General features: G+C 57.5%; 19 protein-coding genes and 2 pseudogenes. 12 read left to right on the forward strand and 9 right to left on the reverse strand.

The genetic code is table 11. The features are described 5' to 3' along the window. The first annotated feature begins 3 nt into the window (after positions 1–3). Positions 4–846 (forward strand): type 1 glutamine amidotransferase domain-containing protein, encoded by an 843-nt coding sequence (locus JZX87_RS19540; RefSeq protein ID WP_206827425.1) that lies wholly within the window; start codon positions 4–6, stop codon positions 844–846. A gap of 484 nt (positions 847–1330) precedes the next feature. On the opposite strand, the pseudogene JZX87_RS31380 reads toward JZX87_RS19540, so the two are convergent. The 3 genes and pseudogenes from JZX87_RS31380 to JZX87_RS19550 form a co-directional block, all read right to left on the reverse strand. Continuing rightward, positions 1331–1525 (reverse strand): annotated as a pseudogene (locus JZX87_RS31380) (nucleotidyl transferase AbiEii/AbiGii toxin family protein); the annotation flags it as partial. Beyond that, entirely contained in the window at positions 1492–1779 is a 288-nt protein-coding gene (locus JZX87_RS31825) for a GNAT family N-acetyltransferase (RefSeq protein WP_353654216.1), read from the reverse strand. The pseudogene JZX87_RS31380 and the gene JZX87_RS31825, both read right to left, overlap by 34 nt. A gap of 165 nt (positions 1780–1944) precedes the next feature. Continuing rightward, positions 1945–2499 (reverse strand): hypothetical protein, encoded by a 555-nt coding sequence (locus JZX87_RS19550; protein WP_286194960.1) that lies wholly within the window; start codon positions 2497–2499, stop codon positions 1945–1947. A 243-nt stretch (positions 2500–2742) separates the two neighbouring features. On the opposite strand from JZX87_RS19550, the pseudogene JZX87_RS19555 reads away from it, so the two are divergent. Beyond that, positions 2743–3282, forward strand: a pseudogene (locus tag JZX87_RS19555) (alpha/beta hydrolase); the annotation flags it as partial. A gap of 625 nt (positions 3283–3907) precedes the next feature. Here the strand turns inward: JZX87_RS19555 and JZX87_RS19560 are convergent. Then, positions 3908–4807 carry a LysR family transcriptional regulator gene (locus JZX87_RS19560; protein ID WP_206827429.1) on the reverse strand — a complete coding sequence of 300 codons (900 nt, stop codon included), beginning with the start codon at positions 4805–4807 and terminating at the stop codon, positions 3908–3910. 140 nt (positions 4808–4947) lie between these two features. Here JZX87_RS19560 and JZX87_RS19565 point away from each other — a divergent pair, with 140 nt between their 5' ends. From JZX87_RS19565 to budC, 10 genes are all read left to right on the forward strand, one after another. Then, positions 4948–5517 carry a hypothetical protein gene (locus JZX87_RS19565; RefSeq protein WP_206827431.1) on the forward strand — a complete coding sequence of 190 codons (570 nt, stop codon included), beginning with the start codon at positions 4948–4950 and terminating at the stop codon, positions 5515–5517. After that, positions 5514–5765 (forward strand): Atu4866 domain-containing protein, encoded by a 252-nt coding sequence (locus tag JZX87_RS19570; protein ID WP_183688090.1) that lies wholly within the window; start codon positions 5514–5516, stop codon positions 5763–5765. Before JZX87_RS19565 ends, JZX87_RS19570 begins: the two co-directional genes overlap by 4 nt. 64 nt (positions 5766–5829) lie before the next feature. Beyond that, positions 5830–6102, forward strand: a complete 273-nt coding sequence (locus JZX87_RS19575) for a hypothetical protein (protein ID WP_183688088.1) — start codon at positions 5830–5832, stop codon at positions 6100–6102. 47 nt (positions 6103–6149) lie between these two features. Then, positions 6150–7154, forward strand: coding sequence for a helix-turn-helix domain-containing protein (locus JZX87_RS19580; protein WP_206827432.1), 1005 nt, complete (start codon positions 6150–6152; stop codon positions 7152–7154). Between the two features lie 145 nt (positions 7155–7299). Then, positions 7300–8049, forward strand: coding sequence for an SDR family oxidoreductase (locus tag JZX87_RS19585; protein WP_062579306.1), 750 nt, complete (start codon positions 7300–7302; stop codon positions 8047–8049). A gap of 57 nt (positions 8050–8106) precedes the next feature. After that, positions 8107–8655 (forward strand): flavin reductase family protein, encoded by a 549-nt coding sequence (locus tag JZX87_RS19590; protein ID WP_183688084.1) that lies wholly within the window; start codon positions 8107–8109, stop codon positions 8653–8655. 52 nt (positions 8656–8707) lie between these two features. Then, the gene (locus JZX87_RS19595) at positions 8708–8992 is read left to right on the forward strand and encodes a DUF1330 domain-containing protein (RefSeq protein ID WP_183688082.1); all 285 of its coding nucleotides are present in this window, start codon (positions 8708–8710) and stop codon (positions 8990–8992) included. A gap of 100 nt (positions 8993–9092) precedes the next feature. Next, on the forward strand, positions 9093–9395 hold the full coding sequence (locus JZX87_RS19600; protein ID WP_112852968.1) for a putative quinol monooxygenase: 303 nt from the start codon (positions 9093–9095) through the stop codon (positions 9393–9395). A 20-nt stretch (positions 9396–9415) separates the two neighbouring features. Continuing rightward, the gene (locus JZX87_RS19605; protein WP_206827433.1) at positions 9416–10255 is read left to right on the forward strand and encodes an oxidoreductase; all 840 of its coding nucleotides are present in this window, start codon (positions 9416–9418) and stop codon (positions 10253–10255) included. A gap of 73 nt (positions 10256–10328) precedes the next feature. Beyond that, positions 10329–11099 (forward strand): meso-2,3-butanediol dehydrogenase, encoded by a 771-nt coding sequence (gene budC / locus JZX87_RS19610; RefSeq protein WP_206827434.1) that lies wholly within the window; start codon positions 10329–10331, stop codon positions 11097–11099. A 55-nt stretch (positions 11100–11154) separates the two neighbouring features. Here budC and JZX87_RS19615 read toward each other — a convergent pair whose 3' ends face one another. The 5 genes from JZX87_RS19615 to wrbA form a co-directional block, all read right to left on the reverse strand. Continuing rightward, positions 11155–11589 carry a DoxX family protein gene (locus JZX87_RS19615; RefSeq protein ID WP_168340833.1) on the reverse strand — a complete coding sequence of 145 codons (435 nt, stop codon included), beginning with the start codon at positions 11587–11589 and terminating at the stop codon, positions 11155–11157. Positions 11590–11770: 181 nt separating this feature from the next. Continuing rightward, the gene (locus JZX87_RS19620) at positions 11771–12547 is read right to left on the reverse strand and encodes an SDR family oxidoreductase (RefSeq protein ID WP_206827435.1); all 777 of its coding nucleotides are present in this window, start codon (positions 12545–12547) and stop codon (positions 11771–11773) included. A gap of 11 nt (positions 12548–12558) precedes the next feature. After that, a complete protein-coding gene (locus tag JZX87_RS19625; protein ID WP_206827436.1) occupies positions 12559–13005 on the reverse strand; it encodes an ester cyclase in 447 nt (148 codons plus the stop codon). A gap of 25 nt (positions 13006–13030) precedes the next feature. Then, positions 13031–13804, reverse strand: coding sequence for an SDR family NAD(P)-dependent oxidoreductase (locus tag JZX87_RS19630; protein WP_206827437.1), 774 nt, complete (start codon positions 13802–13804; stop codon positions 13031–13033). Positions 13805–13877: 73 nt separating this feature from the next. Further along, positions 13878–14486 (reverse strand): NAD(P)H:quinone oxidoreductase, encoded by a 609-nt coding sequence (gene wrbA / locus JZX87_RS19635; RefSeq protein ID WP_206827438.1) that lies wholly within the window; start codon positions 14484–14486, stop codon positions 13878–13880. Positions 14487–14556: the final 70 nt, after the last annotated feature.

Raw genomic sequence — 14556 nt, forward strand, 5'->3', positions numbered from 1 at the left:
CCCATGAAACTTCTGCGCAGCCTCGCCGTCGCTCTTGCGCTCGGCGCCAGCACCTTAAGCGCCCATGCCGGAAACGTCCTGATCGTGCTGTCCGATTACGATCGTCTCGATCTGAAGGACGGCAAGGTATTCAAAACCGGATTCTACCTCAATGAATTGATGCAGCCGGTGAAGGCCTTGCTCGACGCAGGCCATGAGGTCACCTTCGCCACACCCAAAGGTATGGCGCCTTCCGTCGACCGGACATCCATCGACAAGATGTATTTCGGCGGTGACGAAGCGGCGATGAAAGCCAGCGAAGCGCAGCTGTCGGAACTGGGCCTGATGTCGAGCGACAAGTCGCCGGTCATCAGCCTCGCGCGGGTCGAGCAGATCGGCTACGACCATTTCGACGCGGTCTACGTGCCCGGCGGTCACGCACCGATGCAGGATCTTCTGGTGAGTTCCGAACTCGGCAAGCTGCTCATCTGGTTCCATGAGAATGGCAAGACGACGGCGCTCGCCTGCCATGGTCCCATCGCACTGCTGTCTACGCTGCCGGACGCACAAGAGTTCGTGACAAAGTTCGAGACGGCGGGAACCGCAAAGGCGCAAACTGGCTGGATCTATGCCGGCTACAAGTTCACGGTCTTCAGCAACCAGGAAGAGGAAATGGCCAAGGGACTGCTGGGTGGCGGCGAGATGAAATTCTATCCGCAGGATGCGCTCACACAGGCGGGCGGTCAATTTAGTCAGGCTGATGCAGCTTTCTCCGCGCATGTCGTAACGGATCGCGAGCTGATCACCGGCCAGAATCCCGCATCAGCCCCGGCTGTGGCCCAGGAACTGCTGAGCCGATTGAAGTAGCATCTGCCGATGTCGCCTCAATAGGCGGGATTACGGTTTCACTGCAATGTGGTTAATTGCCGTGTTCGCTGGATTAGTTCTGGATTACAATGGTCGCACAATTATGTCACCATTGTCCTCCCTCGAAATCAGGCGCTGCATTCTGCGCATAGCTGCACTGCAGCAAAGTCTATTTCGTGTGCAGCGAAAATTGGTATTGTGGTTCTCATCGAAGCAATGCATCTCCTCCCGCAGAGCTTCGATTTCAGACGGCCCACTCCTCCTCCCAAGGGGCGTCTGTCAGAACTGCGGCACTCCTCCTCCCAGCCGTTGTTCGGTTCTTTTCGAAAGCCTGCCGCACCTCCTCCCGCGGCAGGCTTTTTCGTCTTGGGACTGGCTGATGAGAACCCGGGATCGAGCTGCTGTCCTTGCCCTTTTTTCGCTGTTGAGCGACGAAAAGGTGATCTCCAGCCGCACCGGACGTCTGAACGGAAGACCCAGGCGAGATGCTTTTCATGATGGCCTCGAAATCAGGCGGCATCGCAAAGATCATCGCCGACATTCTCCCGTACTCGGTCGCGAGTTTCTTCCGCATATCGGCCGTCGGCACCAGCCGGAAACTACCGGGTACTGCCCGATCATAGCGATGGTCCGGTGCACAGAACATCAGTTCCTTATGCTGCCGGCACGCTTCGCATACCCGAGCCTATGGAACTGGCTCCGAAGAGTCCAAGACATTTCGATATTTGTGTCCGCCCGGCCCAGCGGGCGTTCGAACACAGCAAACCCGACCTTTCCGATGTAAGTGTTTTGCGCCCTTTCAATAATGGAAAATTGGCCAAAATCCATCAACTGCCGGTGCCCGGCGTCGCGTAAGAGCCGAGTCCATATTTCACTGCGGTTAAGCTTCCCCAGGTGGCGCGACACCGGCTCTTCCGAGAACATCTCAACCATTGGGTGGAAATCCGCGAATATCGGTAACCGAAGGGACAGGCGCGGAGACTCGATCAGGCGAGATTCGTTCTTTGAAGGGCTCTTCTCATCGTTCCAAGCGAAATAACGCAAGCCCTACTTTGCTTAGTCGCCGATCGCAATTTCGATGGCGATAAGGTGCCAGGATCACACATGCCGATCTTTCAAATAGTAGGACACGCGATCAGGTTTGAGGCGGAACCTCGAGGGTCTTAGCGAGGCGCTCAAGTTCGACGGAGTAGCAAAAGAACCCGAACAGCACCAACAAGACCAGCGTGCCAAGCAGCACCGCTTGACCGAGTGGGGCAGCGCGTTGATTTCCGGCAAGTGCCGAAAAAAGATGGTTGAGAACAGGACACCACCGAACAGGAAGGCCATGCGCGCGGCGAAGGAAAACAGATGAGATACGAGGATAGAGCGGAACGGGGCACGGACCTCGACCCAACGCATTCTCGCCCAGTAGCTCGCCTGCTGAACCAAAGCCGTTATGAGAATCGCAATGAACGTAGACGATGGCACTTGTTGGCGTTCGCCGAGATGGGTGACGACGGCGTAGAAGATCGGAAAGATCACCCAGAGTAGATATGCCACTGCCAGAGACTGGAGCACCATAAGTGCCGCGTAGGCGATAGTATTTTTTTGTCGATCAGTCATGTTCCGCTTGGCCAGCCCTCTGGAAAAACTGACGTCCTTCTGGGGCAATGATTAGCCACGGGTGCTATAATCCCTAGACGCCCAGCCCATTGACAATCAGCTGAATTGCGACAGCAGTTAGCAAGATCCCGAAGACGACCTCGGAAACGACCATGCTCGCGGTTTCATGTGTTTGGATATCTTTTCGGTACTAGTGAATACGATGAGTCAAAGGCACCGGCAATCAGGATCAGAACGGCGACCGTTCTCATTCCCGTTGCCGACAGCGTCCCCACATCCACCAAGGTTGACATGCTAGTCACCACCACACGCAGTCGCTCGATGATCAACGGCAAAATGTTTACCGGTGAACGAGCCAGGGACGCGGCCTTTGCCGAAATCACCGTCTCCATCCCACCGGCAAATGTGCGCAAAGTTGGTGAGGTGGCATGGCCGAAAAGACTCCCATCCAATCCAGCCACGGACTTTGCGACTTTGAAGGCGGAGGAAATCAGCCGAGATGATGCCAGAAAATGGCTGAGTGCTTCCGTCAAGAGGAGCCGGGACGGTAGTGTGCTGGTCTTCATTCACGGCTTCAACAATCGGTTCGAAGACTCGGTCTATCGCTTTGCCCAGATCGTTCACGATTCTGGCGTAGCAAGCGCGCCGGTGCTGGTCACATGGCCGTCCCGGGGAAGTTTGCTCGCGTATGGCTACGATCGGGAGAGTACCAACTACACGCGCAATGCCTTGGAGTTGCTCTTCCAATATCTCGCCAAGGACGCGCAGGTGAAGGAAGTCTCGATCCTTGCTCATTCCATGGGGAACTGGCAAACGAAACATCGTTTGCGTGTGTTGGGCCCATCTACACCTGCGGCGCTGATGCGTCCATTGGTTCTCCGAATGGGACCTGGGGCCTATCGATGACTTTGCAACTTCGCCGGTTACCGGCATAGTTTCCCCTCCGCCGGTTTATTAAAGATGCGCTTAGGCAGAAAGCGCTAATATTGCGATATGTGATCATAGAATGTGTGCGGAGGGCAGTTAATAGGGACGAAGCGTGGAACCCGTTTTGTGCCGATCTGGCGCGACGCATCGGGATCCCGACATCGCAAAGAGGATGGTCATGCAGGACAAGTGATAGACGCTGCCATTTTCAAAATCTCTCTAGCTCCACAGAGCCGCAGGTCAAAATCGGGATGACCAACTGAAATAAATGAGGGATATCGATAGAAAACGTCGCAATTTCAACACTTCCGGGAAGACTGTCTCCCACATAATGTGCGCCATTACTTCGGGTCCTTCCAAGAGCGGGCACGCCCGCGCTGCTTCTCATGTTATTCGTCAGCATTGCCCGCGCGGACTGCTATACGGCTTTCGATCGATATCGAATTTACACATGAGGCTGAGTTTCATCGAATTGCAGGATGTAGCGATTGGAAAACGGCGAAACTGATCCAACTCCAGCCGCTGACGGCTATAGTTGGGCCACTCGGTAGGCACGAACATGCTCGATGAGCGCGCGCAGCTTGGGCGCCATATTCCGGCGATTGGGGAAATATAGGAAAAACCCTGGAAAGGGCGGCAGATAGTCGTCCAACACCGTGATCAACTCGCCGCGATCGATGTATGAGCGAAAGGTCTCCTCCAACGCAAATGTAATACCGCCACCAGCGAGTGCGGTCCGGACCATCAGATACAGATCGTTGGTGGTGATTTGCGGCTCAACGGCAACGTCGATAGGAATTCCATCTTCCTCGAACTCCCATCGGTAAGGCGCAGCACTTGGAGAGGGACGCCAACCGATACAACGATGACGCACCAGCTCCCGAGGATGCCGGGGCGCTCCGTGGACTTCGAAATATCGCGGTGTCGCGACGACCACTTCTCTCTCTTCTTTGGTCAGTGGAACCGCGACCATATCCTGCTCGATCACATCACCCAGCCGGACGCCCGCATCGAAGCCGGCGTCTACGATGTCAAAGACGTCGTCCGTCACCGTGACGTCGATCGTTATGCCGGGATGGGCTTCAGCGAAGGACGCGATCAGTGGGCCGGACAAAAACTGTTCGGCAATCGATGTCACCGCGATCCGCAGCAACCCGCTCGGCCTTGCGTCGCCCGCTACATTCTCGAACGCAGATCTGACCTCTGCCATTGGTTGGGACAGGGTTTCGCGGAAGCGGTTGCCCGCTTCGGTGAGCCGCACGCTACGGGTCGTGCGGCTGACGAGCGCGATGCCGCAGATATCCTCGAGACGTCTGATCGCTTGGCTCACGGCGGAGCGAGTAACACCCAACCGGTCGGCCGCGGACCTAAAATTTCCTTCTTCGGCGACGGCCAGAAACATAGGCACCAAGTTAAGATCGATATTCATTGTCGTATCTTGCTAACCAATCTCGTTAGCGGAAAGGGGATACAGACGACAATCGAATTTGTCTACCTATTGTCCGTGGCCAACGGTCGCCATCGCGGCAGGGCAGGCATGAACAACCGATCATCGAAGGAGATATTCTCATGACACATATCAAGATCAGACTCGCAGCAGCAGCTTTGGCTCTTGGGTTCTGCGCCGGACCTGTCGCTGCACAAGATAGCGCGTGCCCTCGGGAAGGCTCCGAGGCTCCTCTCGCACTTCATGCGGACTGGATCATGAAGGGTTGGGAGCGACATGAAGGCGATGGCAAATTCGTGTTCGCAGAAAAGCTGAACACGTATTACGATCTGGAAAATACGAAAGGTGTTTTCTACGACAATTTTGCGCCCGGCAGCACACAGCTCTTTGATAACTCGGCTCGCTACGGCGCCAACTGGGAGGCGTTGCAGAACGCCGCTCGATCTGTCCGCCACGGATTGACTGGAGGTCATGACGCGATCGTCGGCGAGACAGTCGCTTCGACGACACTTGGCTTCGTTGGCCGCATCGATCGCCTTGACGGCAAGGTGATCGCTTTCGATGGCCGCTCGCAGTTGGGCTGGGAATGTACCGCTGGCAAATGGAAAATCCGCCATGAACTGAACTACGCTTGGGTCGTCGAGCCCGAGACCATTCAGTCTTTCCTAGGCAAGACGGAGGTGGCCCAATGACCGCCGCAACGCCTTCACACCCCTATGTCGGCATGTGGGAGACCGCAGACGGCCGCATACGGCACCAATTGCTCCCGAACGGCCGCTACGACGAGGCGCGTGGCCGACGCGAAAGTGCCTATCAAGGACGATACGAGGTGTCGAGAGACCACATCGAGTACTGGGACGATACCGGCTTTACTGCCAACGGCGACTTTGTTGATGGCGTCCTGTACCACGCCGGCATGGTTCTCTATCGCAGGCGGTAGTCAGGTCATGATATCGCCGGCAGACCCTGCCGGCGAGCTCGATCTTTTTTCAATGGAGTAGACCATGTGTGGCGATACAGCAGCAGTTACATTCATTCGAGCACTGCCGGGAGAGGGAGCAGCCTTGCGTTCGCTCCTTGAAAAAGATGCTCTTGGAGGCTTTCCGAATAGTGCCACGAAGCCCGAGATACTCACTTGCGACGTCGATGTGGACTTCATTTGTCTCAAAGAGTCGGATGAGACCGGTTTTATCTTCCTATCGGACGAAACCAAATGCTGCATCGCATCATTAATGGTGGTTGTGGGCGGAGATGTGAACCAGGACAGGTTCCATTGAGCCCTTAGGCAACCTTCGCAGCTGCTCGTTTTAAGAGAGGGTCCGCATTGGAAACCATCGAACCATCCCGTCAAATCGATTTGCCGCCGATCCCGGCCGTTACCGGGAAGCCCATTTATCCAGCGGTACTCGTGCCTGAACTGGAGGAGGCTATTGCAAGGCCCGAGCGGACGTCCCCGCTCGGGCTTGAACAATATATAGCCGGTCGCACGCTTGTCAGTGGCGATAGTCCGGCGTGGAATGACATGTTCGTGCAGGTCTATTCCCGCCTGAACAAGCAGGAGCCATTTCTTGTTCCCGCAGTCGCTGAGCCCCTGATCGTCTGGGTGATGTCAGGCGAAGCGGTGGTTGAGGAGCGTGACCTTGACGGGGAATGGGTCGCTAATACGGTCACAGTTGGCGATTTTTTCCTGACCCGCTCTCCCACCCCATATGAGATGCGCTGGCGCGCTATCGGCGACGCGCCTTTCCAGGTTATGCATCTTTATCTCTCCGTTCCGCTGTTCGAGCGCGTCGCCTACGACGTGCTGGGCTGCGCCGCCCCTCCTGCACTTCGCGACATTTCCGGGGGCAAGGACACGCAGCTGTCGCTCCTTCTTTCCGTGATCCACCAAGAGCTCACGTCTGAGGGGAAGGGAAGCCAGCTGTTCATTCAGGGCCTCGCCCAGACCCTTGCCGTGCATCTCATCCGGAATTACGCCGCCAGTGAAGCTCCCGACGATCGGCAGAATGCGCTCCCCGGCTTTAAGCTCCGTCGGGCCTTGGCCCACCTGGAGGAACATCTAGCCGAGCCGTTCAATCTCGCCCAGTTGGCTGAGACGGTCGGCATGAGCGAATTTCATTTTAGTCGTTTGTTCAAGAAGGCGACCGGGCTCTCGCCCTCGCGCTACTTCATTCGCCAGCGCGTTGCCCGGGCACAGCTTCTTCTGCAGGAGACGGATACCAGCATCATCGAGATTGGCATGTCCGTCGGCTATTCGAGCCCAAGTCACTTCGCCCAGGTCTTCCGTCGCGAAACCGGCCTGCCGCCGAGCCACTACCGGCGAGGTTAGTTTTTGACCCGTCGCGATTTCGAGCAAGATCGCAACAGGTCGAGCAAGGTCCCGAGAGAAGGATGCCGACGATCGGCTTAAATTCCTCCTTGTCAAAACGAAACGCCCACCGCGGTGGTGGGCTTTGAGACAAGGAGTGAAGACAATGACCAACCTCAACGGAAAGATCGCATTGGTCACCGGCGCATCGAGTGGCATTGGCGCTGCGACCGCTGCAAAGCTTGCTGAAGCCGGTGCAAAAGTTGGTATCGCTGCACGGCGCACCGACAAGCTCGAAGATCTCAAGAAACAGATCGAAGCCAAGGGCGGAGAAGCCCTTGTGATCGAGATGGACGTGGTTGACACGACCTCGGTCGATGCGGGTGTCAAAAAGCTTATCGACGCATACGGTTCGATCGACATCCTCGTCAACAATGCCGGCCTGATGCCGCTTTCCGATATCGACCAGTTCAAGGTCGACGAGTGGCAGCGGATGGTGGACGTGAACGTGAAGGGCCTGCTCAACACGACGGCCGCCGTTTTGCCCCAGATGATCAAGCAGCATTCCGGCCACGTGTTCAACATGTCGTCTATCGCCGGTCGCAAGGTGTTCAAGGGCCTGTCGGTCTACTGCGCCACGAAACATGCGGTCACGGCTTTCTCTGATGGCCTGCGTATGGAAGTCGGTCAGAAGCATGGCATTCGCGTGACCTGCATCCAGCCTGGCGCGGTTGCCACCGAGCTCTATGACCACATCACAGATCCGGGCTACCGCAAGCAGATGGATGAGCTGGCCGGTCAGATGACCTTCCTCCAGGGCGAGGATATCGGCGACACCATCGTCTTCGCAGCCCAGGCCCCGGCCCATGTGGACGTCGCCGAGCTGTTCGTTCTGCCAGTAGAACAGGGTTGGTAACGGACCGGCCCTGAAGGGTCCCTGCTTTGTCGCAGGGACCTCTCAAGGGAGATTGTCATGAAGGAATTACCCGCATCTCAAGCATATCGCGTCCTGGAACCTGGCCCGATCGTCATGGTCTCGACCAGTGACAACGGCAAGCCCAACGTGATGACGATGGGCTTCCATATGATGATCCAACACGACCCGCCGCTGATCGGTTGTGTGATCGGGCCCTGGGATCACAGCTATCAAGCTCTCCGGAAAACCGGAGAATGTGTCATCGCTGTGCCCGGTCTTGATCTCGCCGAGACCGTTGTCGACGTCGGGAACTGCTCGGGCGACAGGGTGGATAAATTCCAGAGGTATGGTCTCAAAACGCGACCTGCCAAGGATGGATCAGCCCCGCTCCTCTCAGACTGCCTGGCCAACATAGAATGCCGGGTCGTCGATACCAGGCTCTCGGATCCTTACAACCTCTTCATCCTTGAGGCGACGAGGATCTGGATCAACGAGAACCGAAAAGAGCGTCGAATGATGCATCACCGCGGTGACGGCACGTTCACCGTCGATGGCGGCACACTCGACCTTCGAGATCGGATGGTCAAATGGCGCCATCTCCCCTGAGAGGCGCCGGGCCCAAAATGCACCAGCAACCCATTTAGAAAGGAAGAAAACTATGTCTGCTTATCTCATCGTTGATCTCGACATCCACGACATGAAGGCGATCGAAGACTACCGGTCGAAGGCCTTGCCGCTCGTCGCCAAAGCCGGCGGCAAGCTCATCGCCATCGATGAAGCCCCTCTGGAACTGGAAGGCTGGACGGCCACCAACATGCTCATCATCGAGTTTCCTGACAAGCAAGCGATCAGTGAGCTCTTCGCATCGCCGGAATATCCACCTCTGGCCGCACAGCGGCAGGCTGCCGCCGCATCGCGCATCATAGCAATCAACGGAGTCTGAAAAGAGCAAGGTCACGACAGCTCCCGCAAAGACGCGGCAGATCTTTTCCAGGCATGCCGTCACTATGCGGGTGTTGCCCTAACCGAGAAGGAGACCTGAAATGGCTGAACTCACCAATGTGGCCTACTTCACCGCAAAGCCAGGTCGTTCTCAGGATCTGGGTGCCGAGCTGCTTCAGCTCGTCACCCCCTCGCGCAATGAGGAAGGCTGCCTGCGCTACGAAATCCACCAGTCCAACGACGTCGCCGACGTTTGGATGGTGCTCGAAGACTGGCGGCATGCCTCGGATTTCAAACTGCATATGAGCACGAACTACGTTCAGGCCTTCATGGCGAAGGTTCCTGACCTGTGCGTCGAAGACGTGGAAATCTGCGGCTACCAGCAACGGTCCCCGCAGGCCTGAAACAGAAAGGAGTAAATGAAATGAGCACGCAAAAAACCAAAGTCTGGCTCGTAACCGGATGCTCTACGGGCTTCGGTCGCTACATCGCGGAACACTTGCTGGAGGCGGGTGAACAGGTTGTCGTCACCGCCCGCAAGACCGACAAGATCGCGGATCTTGAACAGAAGGGTGACGCCCTGATCCTTCCGCTTGATGTCATCGATCGGGATCAGTGCCAAAAGGTTGTTGACGCTGCAGAAGCGCACTTCGGACGCATCGACGTTCTGATCAACAACGCCGGGATCGGTTTCTTCGGTGCTATTGAAGAAACCGCCGACGCCGACGCCCGTCGCCTGTTTGATGTCAATTTCTTTGGTGTCGCCAACACGATCCATTCGGTGCTTCCGCATATGCGAGCCCGCCGCAGTGGTACGATCGTCAATCTGACATCAATCGGCGGCCTGGTCGGCTACACAGGCGTGGGCTACTACTGCGCCACGAAATTTGCCGTGGAAGGCCTGTCGGATACGCTTCGGAAAGAAGTCGCTCAGCTCGGGATCAATGTGATGACTGTCGAGCCAAGCGCCTTCCGGACGGAATGGGCAGGATCGTCAAACGAGGTCTCCGCGTCCATCGACGACTATGAAGCGACAGCGGGCGAGGCACGTCGGGCTTACCACGCATCGGTCGGAAAACAGGCTGGCGACCCGGCACGTGCGGCGAAAGCCATCCGGGAAGCCGTGCTGGCTGAGCAGCCTCCGCACCACCTTCCGCTCGGCAATGACGCCGCGGACGCTGCCCTGAAGAAGGCAGAGGACCTAAAGGCAAACGTTGTTGCCTGGGAGGCCTTGTCTCGTTCAGCCGACTTCCCGTCAACCTGAACCAATCAAGTCAAAAACCAACACGAAGCCAAAACTACCGCGGCCATCGCCACGGTGATTGAAGGAGTGTGTCATGTCAAAGCGATTTGAAGGAAGAGTAGCAATTGTGACCGGCGGTGGTTCCGGTATCGGCGCCGCTATTGCCAACCGGCTTCTTGAGGAAGGAGCGGCCGTGATGATCTCCGGCAGAACCGAGAAGCGATTATTGGAAGCTGTCTCTAAGATGCCGACTGAGCGCAGCGGCACCTTTGTCGCGAATGTTTCTTCACGGCCGGACTGCGACGCCCTTGTCGCGGCGACGGCCAAACGGTTCGGCCGCATCGACACTGTCGTCAATGCCGCCGGCATGAATCTCGTCGGCACCATCGAAGAGACCAGCGATCAGGATTGGGAGGAGTGCATTGCGTCTGACCTCTCCGGTGTCTTCTACATGAGCCGTGCAGCGGTTCCGCATCTTAAGGAGACCAAGGGTTCGATCGTCAACATCGGCTCCGTGTCATCCCTTGGTGGTGGCTGGAGCCATGCGGCCTATAATGCTGCAAAAGGTGGCGTGGCAAACCTGACGCGCTCGGCAGCCTGTGACCTGGGCAAGTTCGGCGTCAGAGCCAACACAGTGGCACCGGGACTTACTGTTACGGGAATGGTGGATGCCATCATGGACGATGATGGGCTTTTGGAGAAAGCCTGGGACCGAATTCCGTTGAGGCGGGCAGGCCAACCTGAAGAGATTGCCTCGGCGGTCGCTTTTCTTGCCAGTGATGAAGCTGCCTGGATAACCGGGATTGTCTTGCCTGTCGATGGGGGCCAGACCTGCACGGATGGTGGTCCGGAATGGGGTAAGTAAAAACGCGGAAAGCCCGGACCATCGTCCGGGCTTTTCCTTTGATCGGGTGCTTCGCTTAACGGCGGGCGTCGAGGCTGTAACGACCCGCGCCGAACGCCACGACCTGCAGCAGACCGCCGGCCATTGCGATGTTCTTGAAGAAGTGGATGAACTGGTTCAGGTCGCTGAGGTTGTTGTGGAACGTCAGTGCCGTGGCAACGCTGAACAGGGCAAGGATCAGAGCGACGATGCGGGTCTGGAAACCGAGGATCAGGGCAATGCTGCCCAGGAGTTCAGTCACGACCGCTGCGCCGTAGGACAGCGGCGGGAAGGGCAGGCCAACCATATTGATATAGCCGATCGTCCCAGCTGGATCAGAGATCTTGCTGATACCGGACAGAAGGAAGATTGCCGCCAGCAGGACACGGCCAGTGAGAGGCGTGACGCCGTTGATGAGGGCCGAATGGGAGAGAGTTTCAACGCGCTGGGCGATTGCATCGGAATAAGACATGGACGTTCTCCTTAAGTTTGGGGCGTAGCCACCGTGGCTGCGTCGTGAGGAGAAATTGCCACCATCTAAGCGAACGAAAAAGCTGGATAATATCGCAGATTATCGTCGAAAAAATCGAACGATGGAGGCAAAGAAAAACCCGCGCTTTTGAGGGCGCGGGTCCGACTGGAGGGTCGAGAAATCAGATAACGGAGAGCAGCCCTCCATCCACGAGGAGCGCGGTACCAGACACATAGCTCGATAGGTCCGAGCCAAGGAAAGCGACAGCATCACCGACTTCTGCCGGTTTGCCAAGCCGGCGAAGCGGCGTCCTCTGGCGAAAGCCCTCGGAGGCCTGGGCGATACCGGGGCTCGTGCGAAGAAGCTCGGTGTCGATGGTGCCGGGTGCGACTGCATTGACGCGGATACCGTCGGGGCCAAGAGCGTCGGCCAATGATTTGGCCATCAGCACAACGCCGCCCTTGCTGGTCGAGTAGGCGACGGTGATGCCGGCGCCAGAGATCCCGCCCATGCTTGCCATGAGGACAATGCTGCCCTGCTTGTTGAGTGCTTTCATCTGACGCGCAGCTGCCTGCGCACCAAACAGCGGGCCATCGAGATTGACAGACATCAGGCGGCGGTAATCGTCTTCCGGAACCTCCGCCCCGTCTGTCTTCAGCGTAATGCCTGCATTTGCGACCATGACATCGACGCCGCCGAATTCTTCTGCCGCCGCAACGAGGGCGTCGTTGTCAGCCTTGCGGCTGACGTCTGCTTTCACGAAGACGGATTTGGCCCCCAGTTTTCTGATCTCCGAAGCAGTGGGTTCACCGCCTTCGCGCGGTGCTTCCATGACGTCCGAGACGATAACTGCTTTGGCACCATGTTCGGCAGCCCGGATGGCGATCGCACGTCCAATGCCGCTTGATGCGCCGGTTACGATGACGACTTTGCCGTCGAGAATGTTACTGTTGCTCATTGTGGTGATCCTTAATGTTCCGGCACTTTGGGGGCCGAGGAGGGCAGGGCGTCGAGTTGCTGCAGAAGATAATAGAGGTTGGCCACGCCCCAGTGTTCGGCGATTTTGCCGTTGCGAATGCGCATGGCGTCCACGGTTTCGAACTTGATCTGGCGGCCCGTTGGTGCGATCCCAAGGACGACGCCCCGGTGCGTGCCGTGATAGGTCTTGAAAGTCGTCACGATGTCGCCATCGACCGCTTGCCAGTGAATTTCCGCGCGGAAGTCGGGGAAGGCTTCGCGCAGCGCGTGGTAAAGACGACGGGCTCCTTCCTTGTCTGGCGTCCCGCCTGGCTGCGGTGTGTGGTCCAGAAAATCGTCGGCGAAAAGCTCGTCGAAAAGTTCGAAGTTGCCGCCGGACTGCACCTCGAGTGTGTTGCGGCGGACGATTGCTTTCAATGCTTCAGGTTGGTCTGACATGGGATTTTCCTTTCAAGGTTCGGTGTCAGAGTTCAAAACCACCGATTGTCATGCCGCCGTCGACGGTCAGCATGTGTCCGGTGACATAGGAGGCGGCGTCGGAGGCAAGCCAGATTGCCGCGGCCGCGATTTCCTCCGGCTTGCCGCCGCGTTTGGCAGGAATGGCGTTCTGAGCGAGTGCCGCAAACGCCGGGTTCTGGTGGCTGTTTGCCGCGACCATTGGCGTTTCAGTCCAGCCAGGCGCGATCGCGTTGACGCGAATGCCGTGCGCTGCATTCTCCATCGCGACGACCCGGGTCAGGCCCTGCACCCCGTGCTTGGAAGCAGCGTAGGCACTCATGCCTCCCGGTCCCGTCAAAGCGGCGACGGAAGCCGTGTTCACGACAGATCCACCACCACTGCGCTTGATCAGCGGGATCTGGTACTTCATCCCGAGAAAGACACTCTGGAGATTGACTGCGATGACCCGCTGAAAGTCTTCCAATGGATAATCTTCAATCCGTTTTGCAGGGCCGGTTATCCCGGCATTGTTGAAGGCCGCGTCGAGCCGACCGAATGCGGCATCGATCTGTTCGATCCATCCGACGACCTGAAGTTCGCTCGCGACATCGAGCTCGGTTGTGAATGCCCGGCCATCTTCGGCGCGGATGAGCTCTGCCGTTTGGGTGAGACCCTCGGCGTCGCGATCAGCCAGATGCACTGTCGCGCCGTCGCGAGCGAGTCCAAGTGCTATCGCCCGACCGATCCCAGAGCCTGCACCGGTGACCGCGACGACCTTGTTTGAGAAAAGCGAGGACATGACTTCTCCTTGCCAGCCGATCGCAATCGGCTGGTCTGGTTGGAGCTGAATTTTAGGAGTGAGTTAGGCGGGTTTAGTTGCGGGCAGCGACGAGTGCTGCGGCTGTGCGGGCGACGATTTCGCCCTGATGGAAGGCACCGGCGAGATCGATCTGCGAAGGCTGGCGCGACCCGTCGCCACCGGCAACTGTCGTTGCCCCATAAGGAGCGCCACCAACAATTTCTTCACTGCTCATCTGGCCTTGGTGGCTATAGGGCAGGCCGACGATGATCATGCCAAAGTGCATGAGGTTGGTGATGATCGAAAACAAGGTGGTTTCCTGGCCGCCGTGCTGGGTGCCGGTCGATGCGAACGCTGCGCCCACCTTGCCGTTGAGAGCACCCCGTGCCCACAAACCACCGGCCTGGTCGAGGAAGGCTGCCATCTGCGACGACATCCGCCCGAAGCGTGTGCCGGTACCGACGATGATCGCGTCGTAGTCGGCGAGTTCCGCGACTGTCGCAATCGGTGCCTCCTGGTTGATCTTGAAATGAGACTTTTCGGCAATTTCGAGCGGGACAGTTTCCGGGACGCGCTTGATCGTAACGTCGGCGCCGGCGCTTCTTGCGCCTTCAGCGATTGAGCCTGCCATTGTCTCGATGTGGCCGTAGGACGAGTAGTAGAGAACGAGAACCTTGGTCATTTCTGTAACTCCGTGAGGATGTTGGTGTCGATGAATGCAACATCTGCTTTTTCATCATTCGATAAAACCC

The organism is Agrobacterium sp. Ap1 (assembly GCF_017313375.1).
Taxonomy (GTDB): Bacteria; Pseudomonadota; Alphaproteobacteria; order Rhizobiales; family Rhizobiaceae; genus Neorhizobium; species Neorhizobium cellulosilyticum.

Excerpts from the sequence above, each read along its gene's own strand:
- JZX87_RS19630 (WP_206827437.1), bottom strand. The coding sequence starts at position 13,804 with ATGTCCTCGCTTTTCTCAAACAAGGTCGTCGCGGTCACCGGTGCAGGC.
- JZX87_RS19595 (WP_183688082.1), top strand. The coding sequence starts at position 8,708 with ATGTCTGCTTATCTCATCGTTGATCTCGACATCCACGACATGAAGGCG.
- JZX87_RS19625 (WP_206827436.1), bottom strand. The coding sequence starts at position 13,005 with ATGTCAGACCAACCTGAAGCATTGAAAGCAATCGTCCGCCGCAACACA.
- JZX87_RS19560 (WP_206827429.1), bottom strand. The coding sequence starts at position 4,807 with ATGAATATCGATCTTAACTTGGTGCCTATGTTTCTGGCCGTCGCCGAA.
- JZX87_RS19575 (WP_183688088.1), top strand. The coding sequence starts at position 5,830 with ATGTGTGGCGATACAGCAGCAGTTACATTCATTCGAGCACTGCCGGGA.
- JZX87_RS19605 (WP_206827433.1), top strand. The coding sequence starts at position 9,416 with ATGAGCACGCAAAAAACCAAAGTCTGGCTCGTAACCGGATGCTCTACG.
- JZX87_RS19540 (WP_206827425.1), top strand. The coding sequence starts at position 4 with ATGAAACTTCTGCGCAGCCTCGCCGTCGCTCTTGCGCTCGGCGCCAGC.
- budC (WP_206827434.1), top strand. The coding sequence starts at position 10,329 with ATGTCAAAGCGATTTGAAGGAAGAGTAGCAATTGTGACCGGCGGTGGT.
- JZX87_RS19615 (WP_168340833.1), bottom strand. The coding sequence starts at position 11,589 with ATGTCTTATTCCGATGCAATCGCCCAGCGCGTTGAAACTCTCTCCCAT.
- JZX87_RS19565 (WP_206827431.1), top strand. The coding sequence starts at position 4,948 with ATGACACATATCAAGATCAGACTCGCAGCAGCAGCTTTGGCTCTTGGG.
- JZX87_RS19600 (WP_112852968.1), top strand. The coding sequence starts at position 9,093 with ATGGCTGAACTCACCAATGTGGCCTACTTCACCGCAAAGCCAGGTCGT.
- JZX87_RS19585 (WP_062579306.1), top strand. The coding sequence starts at position 7,300 with ATGACCAACCTCAACGGAAAGATCGCATTGGTCACCGGCGCATCGAGT.
- JZX87_RS31825 (WP_353654216.1), bottom strand. The coding sequence starts at position 1,779 with ATGGTTGAGATGTTCTCGGAAGAGCCGGTGTCGCGCCACCTGGGGAAG.
- JZX87_RS19620 (WP_206827435.1), bottom strand. The coding sequence starts at position 12,547 with ATGAGCAACAGTAACATTCTCGACGGCAAAGTCGTCATCGTAACCGGC.
- JZX87_RS19590 (WP_183688084.1), top strand. The coding sequence starts at position 8,107 with ATGAAGGAATTACCCGCATCTCAAGCATATCGCGTCCTGGAACCTGGC.
- wrbA (WP_206827438.1), bottom strand. The coding sequence starts at position 14,486 with ATGACCAAGGTTCTCGTTCTCTACTACTCGTCCTACGGCCACATCGAG.
- JZX87_RS19570 (WP_183688090.1), top strand. The coding sequence starts at position 5,514 with ATGACCGCCGCAACGCCTTCACACCCCTATGTCGGCATGTGGGAGACC.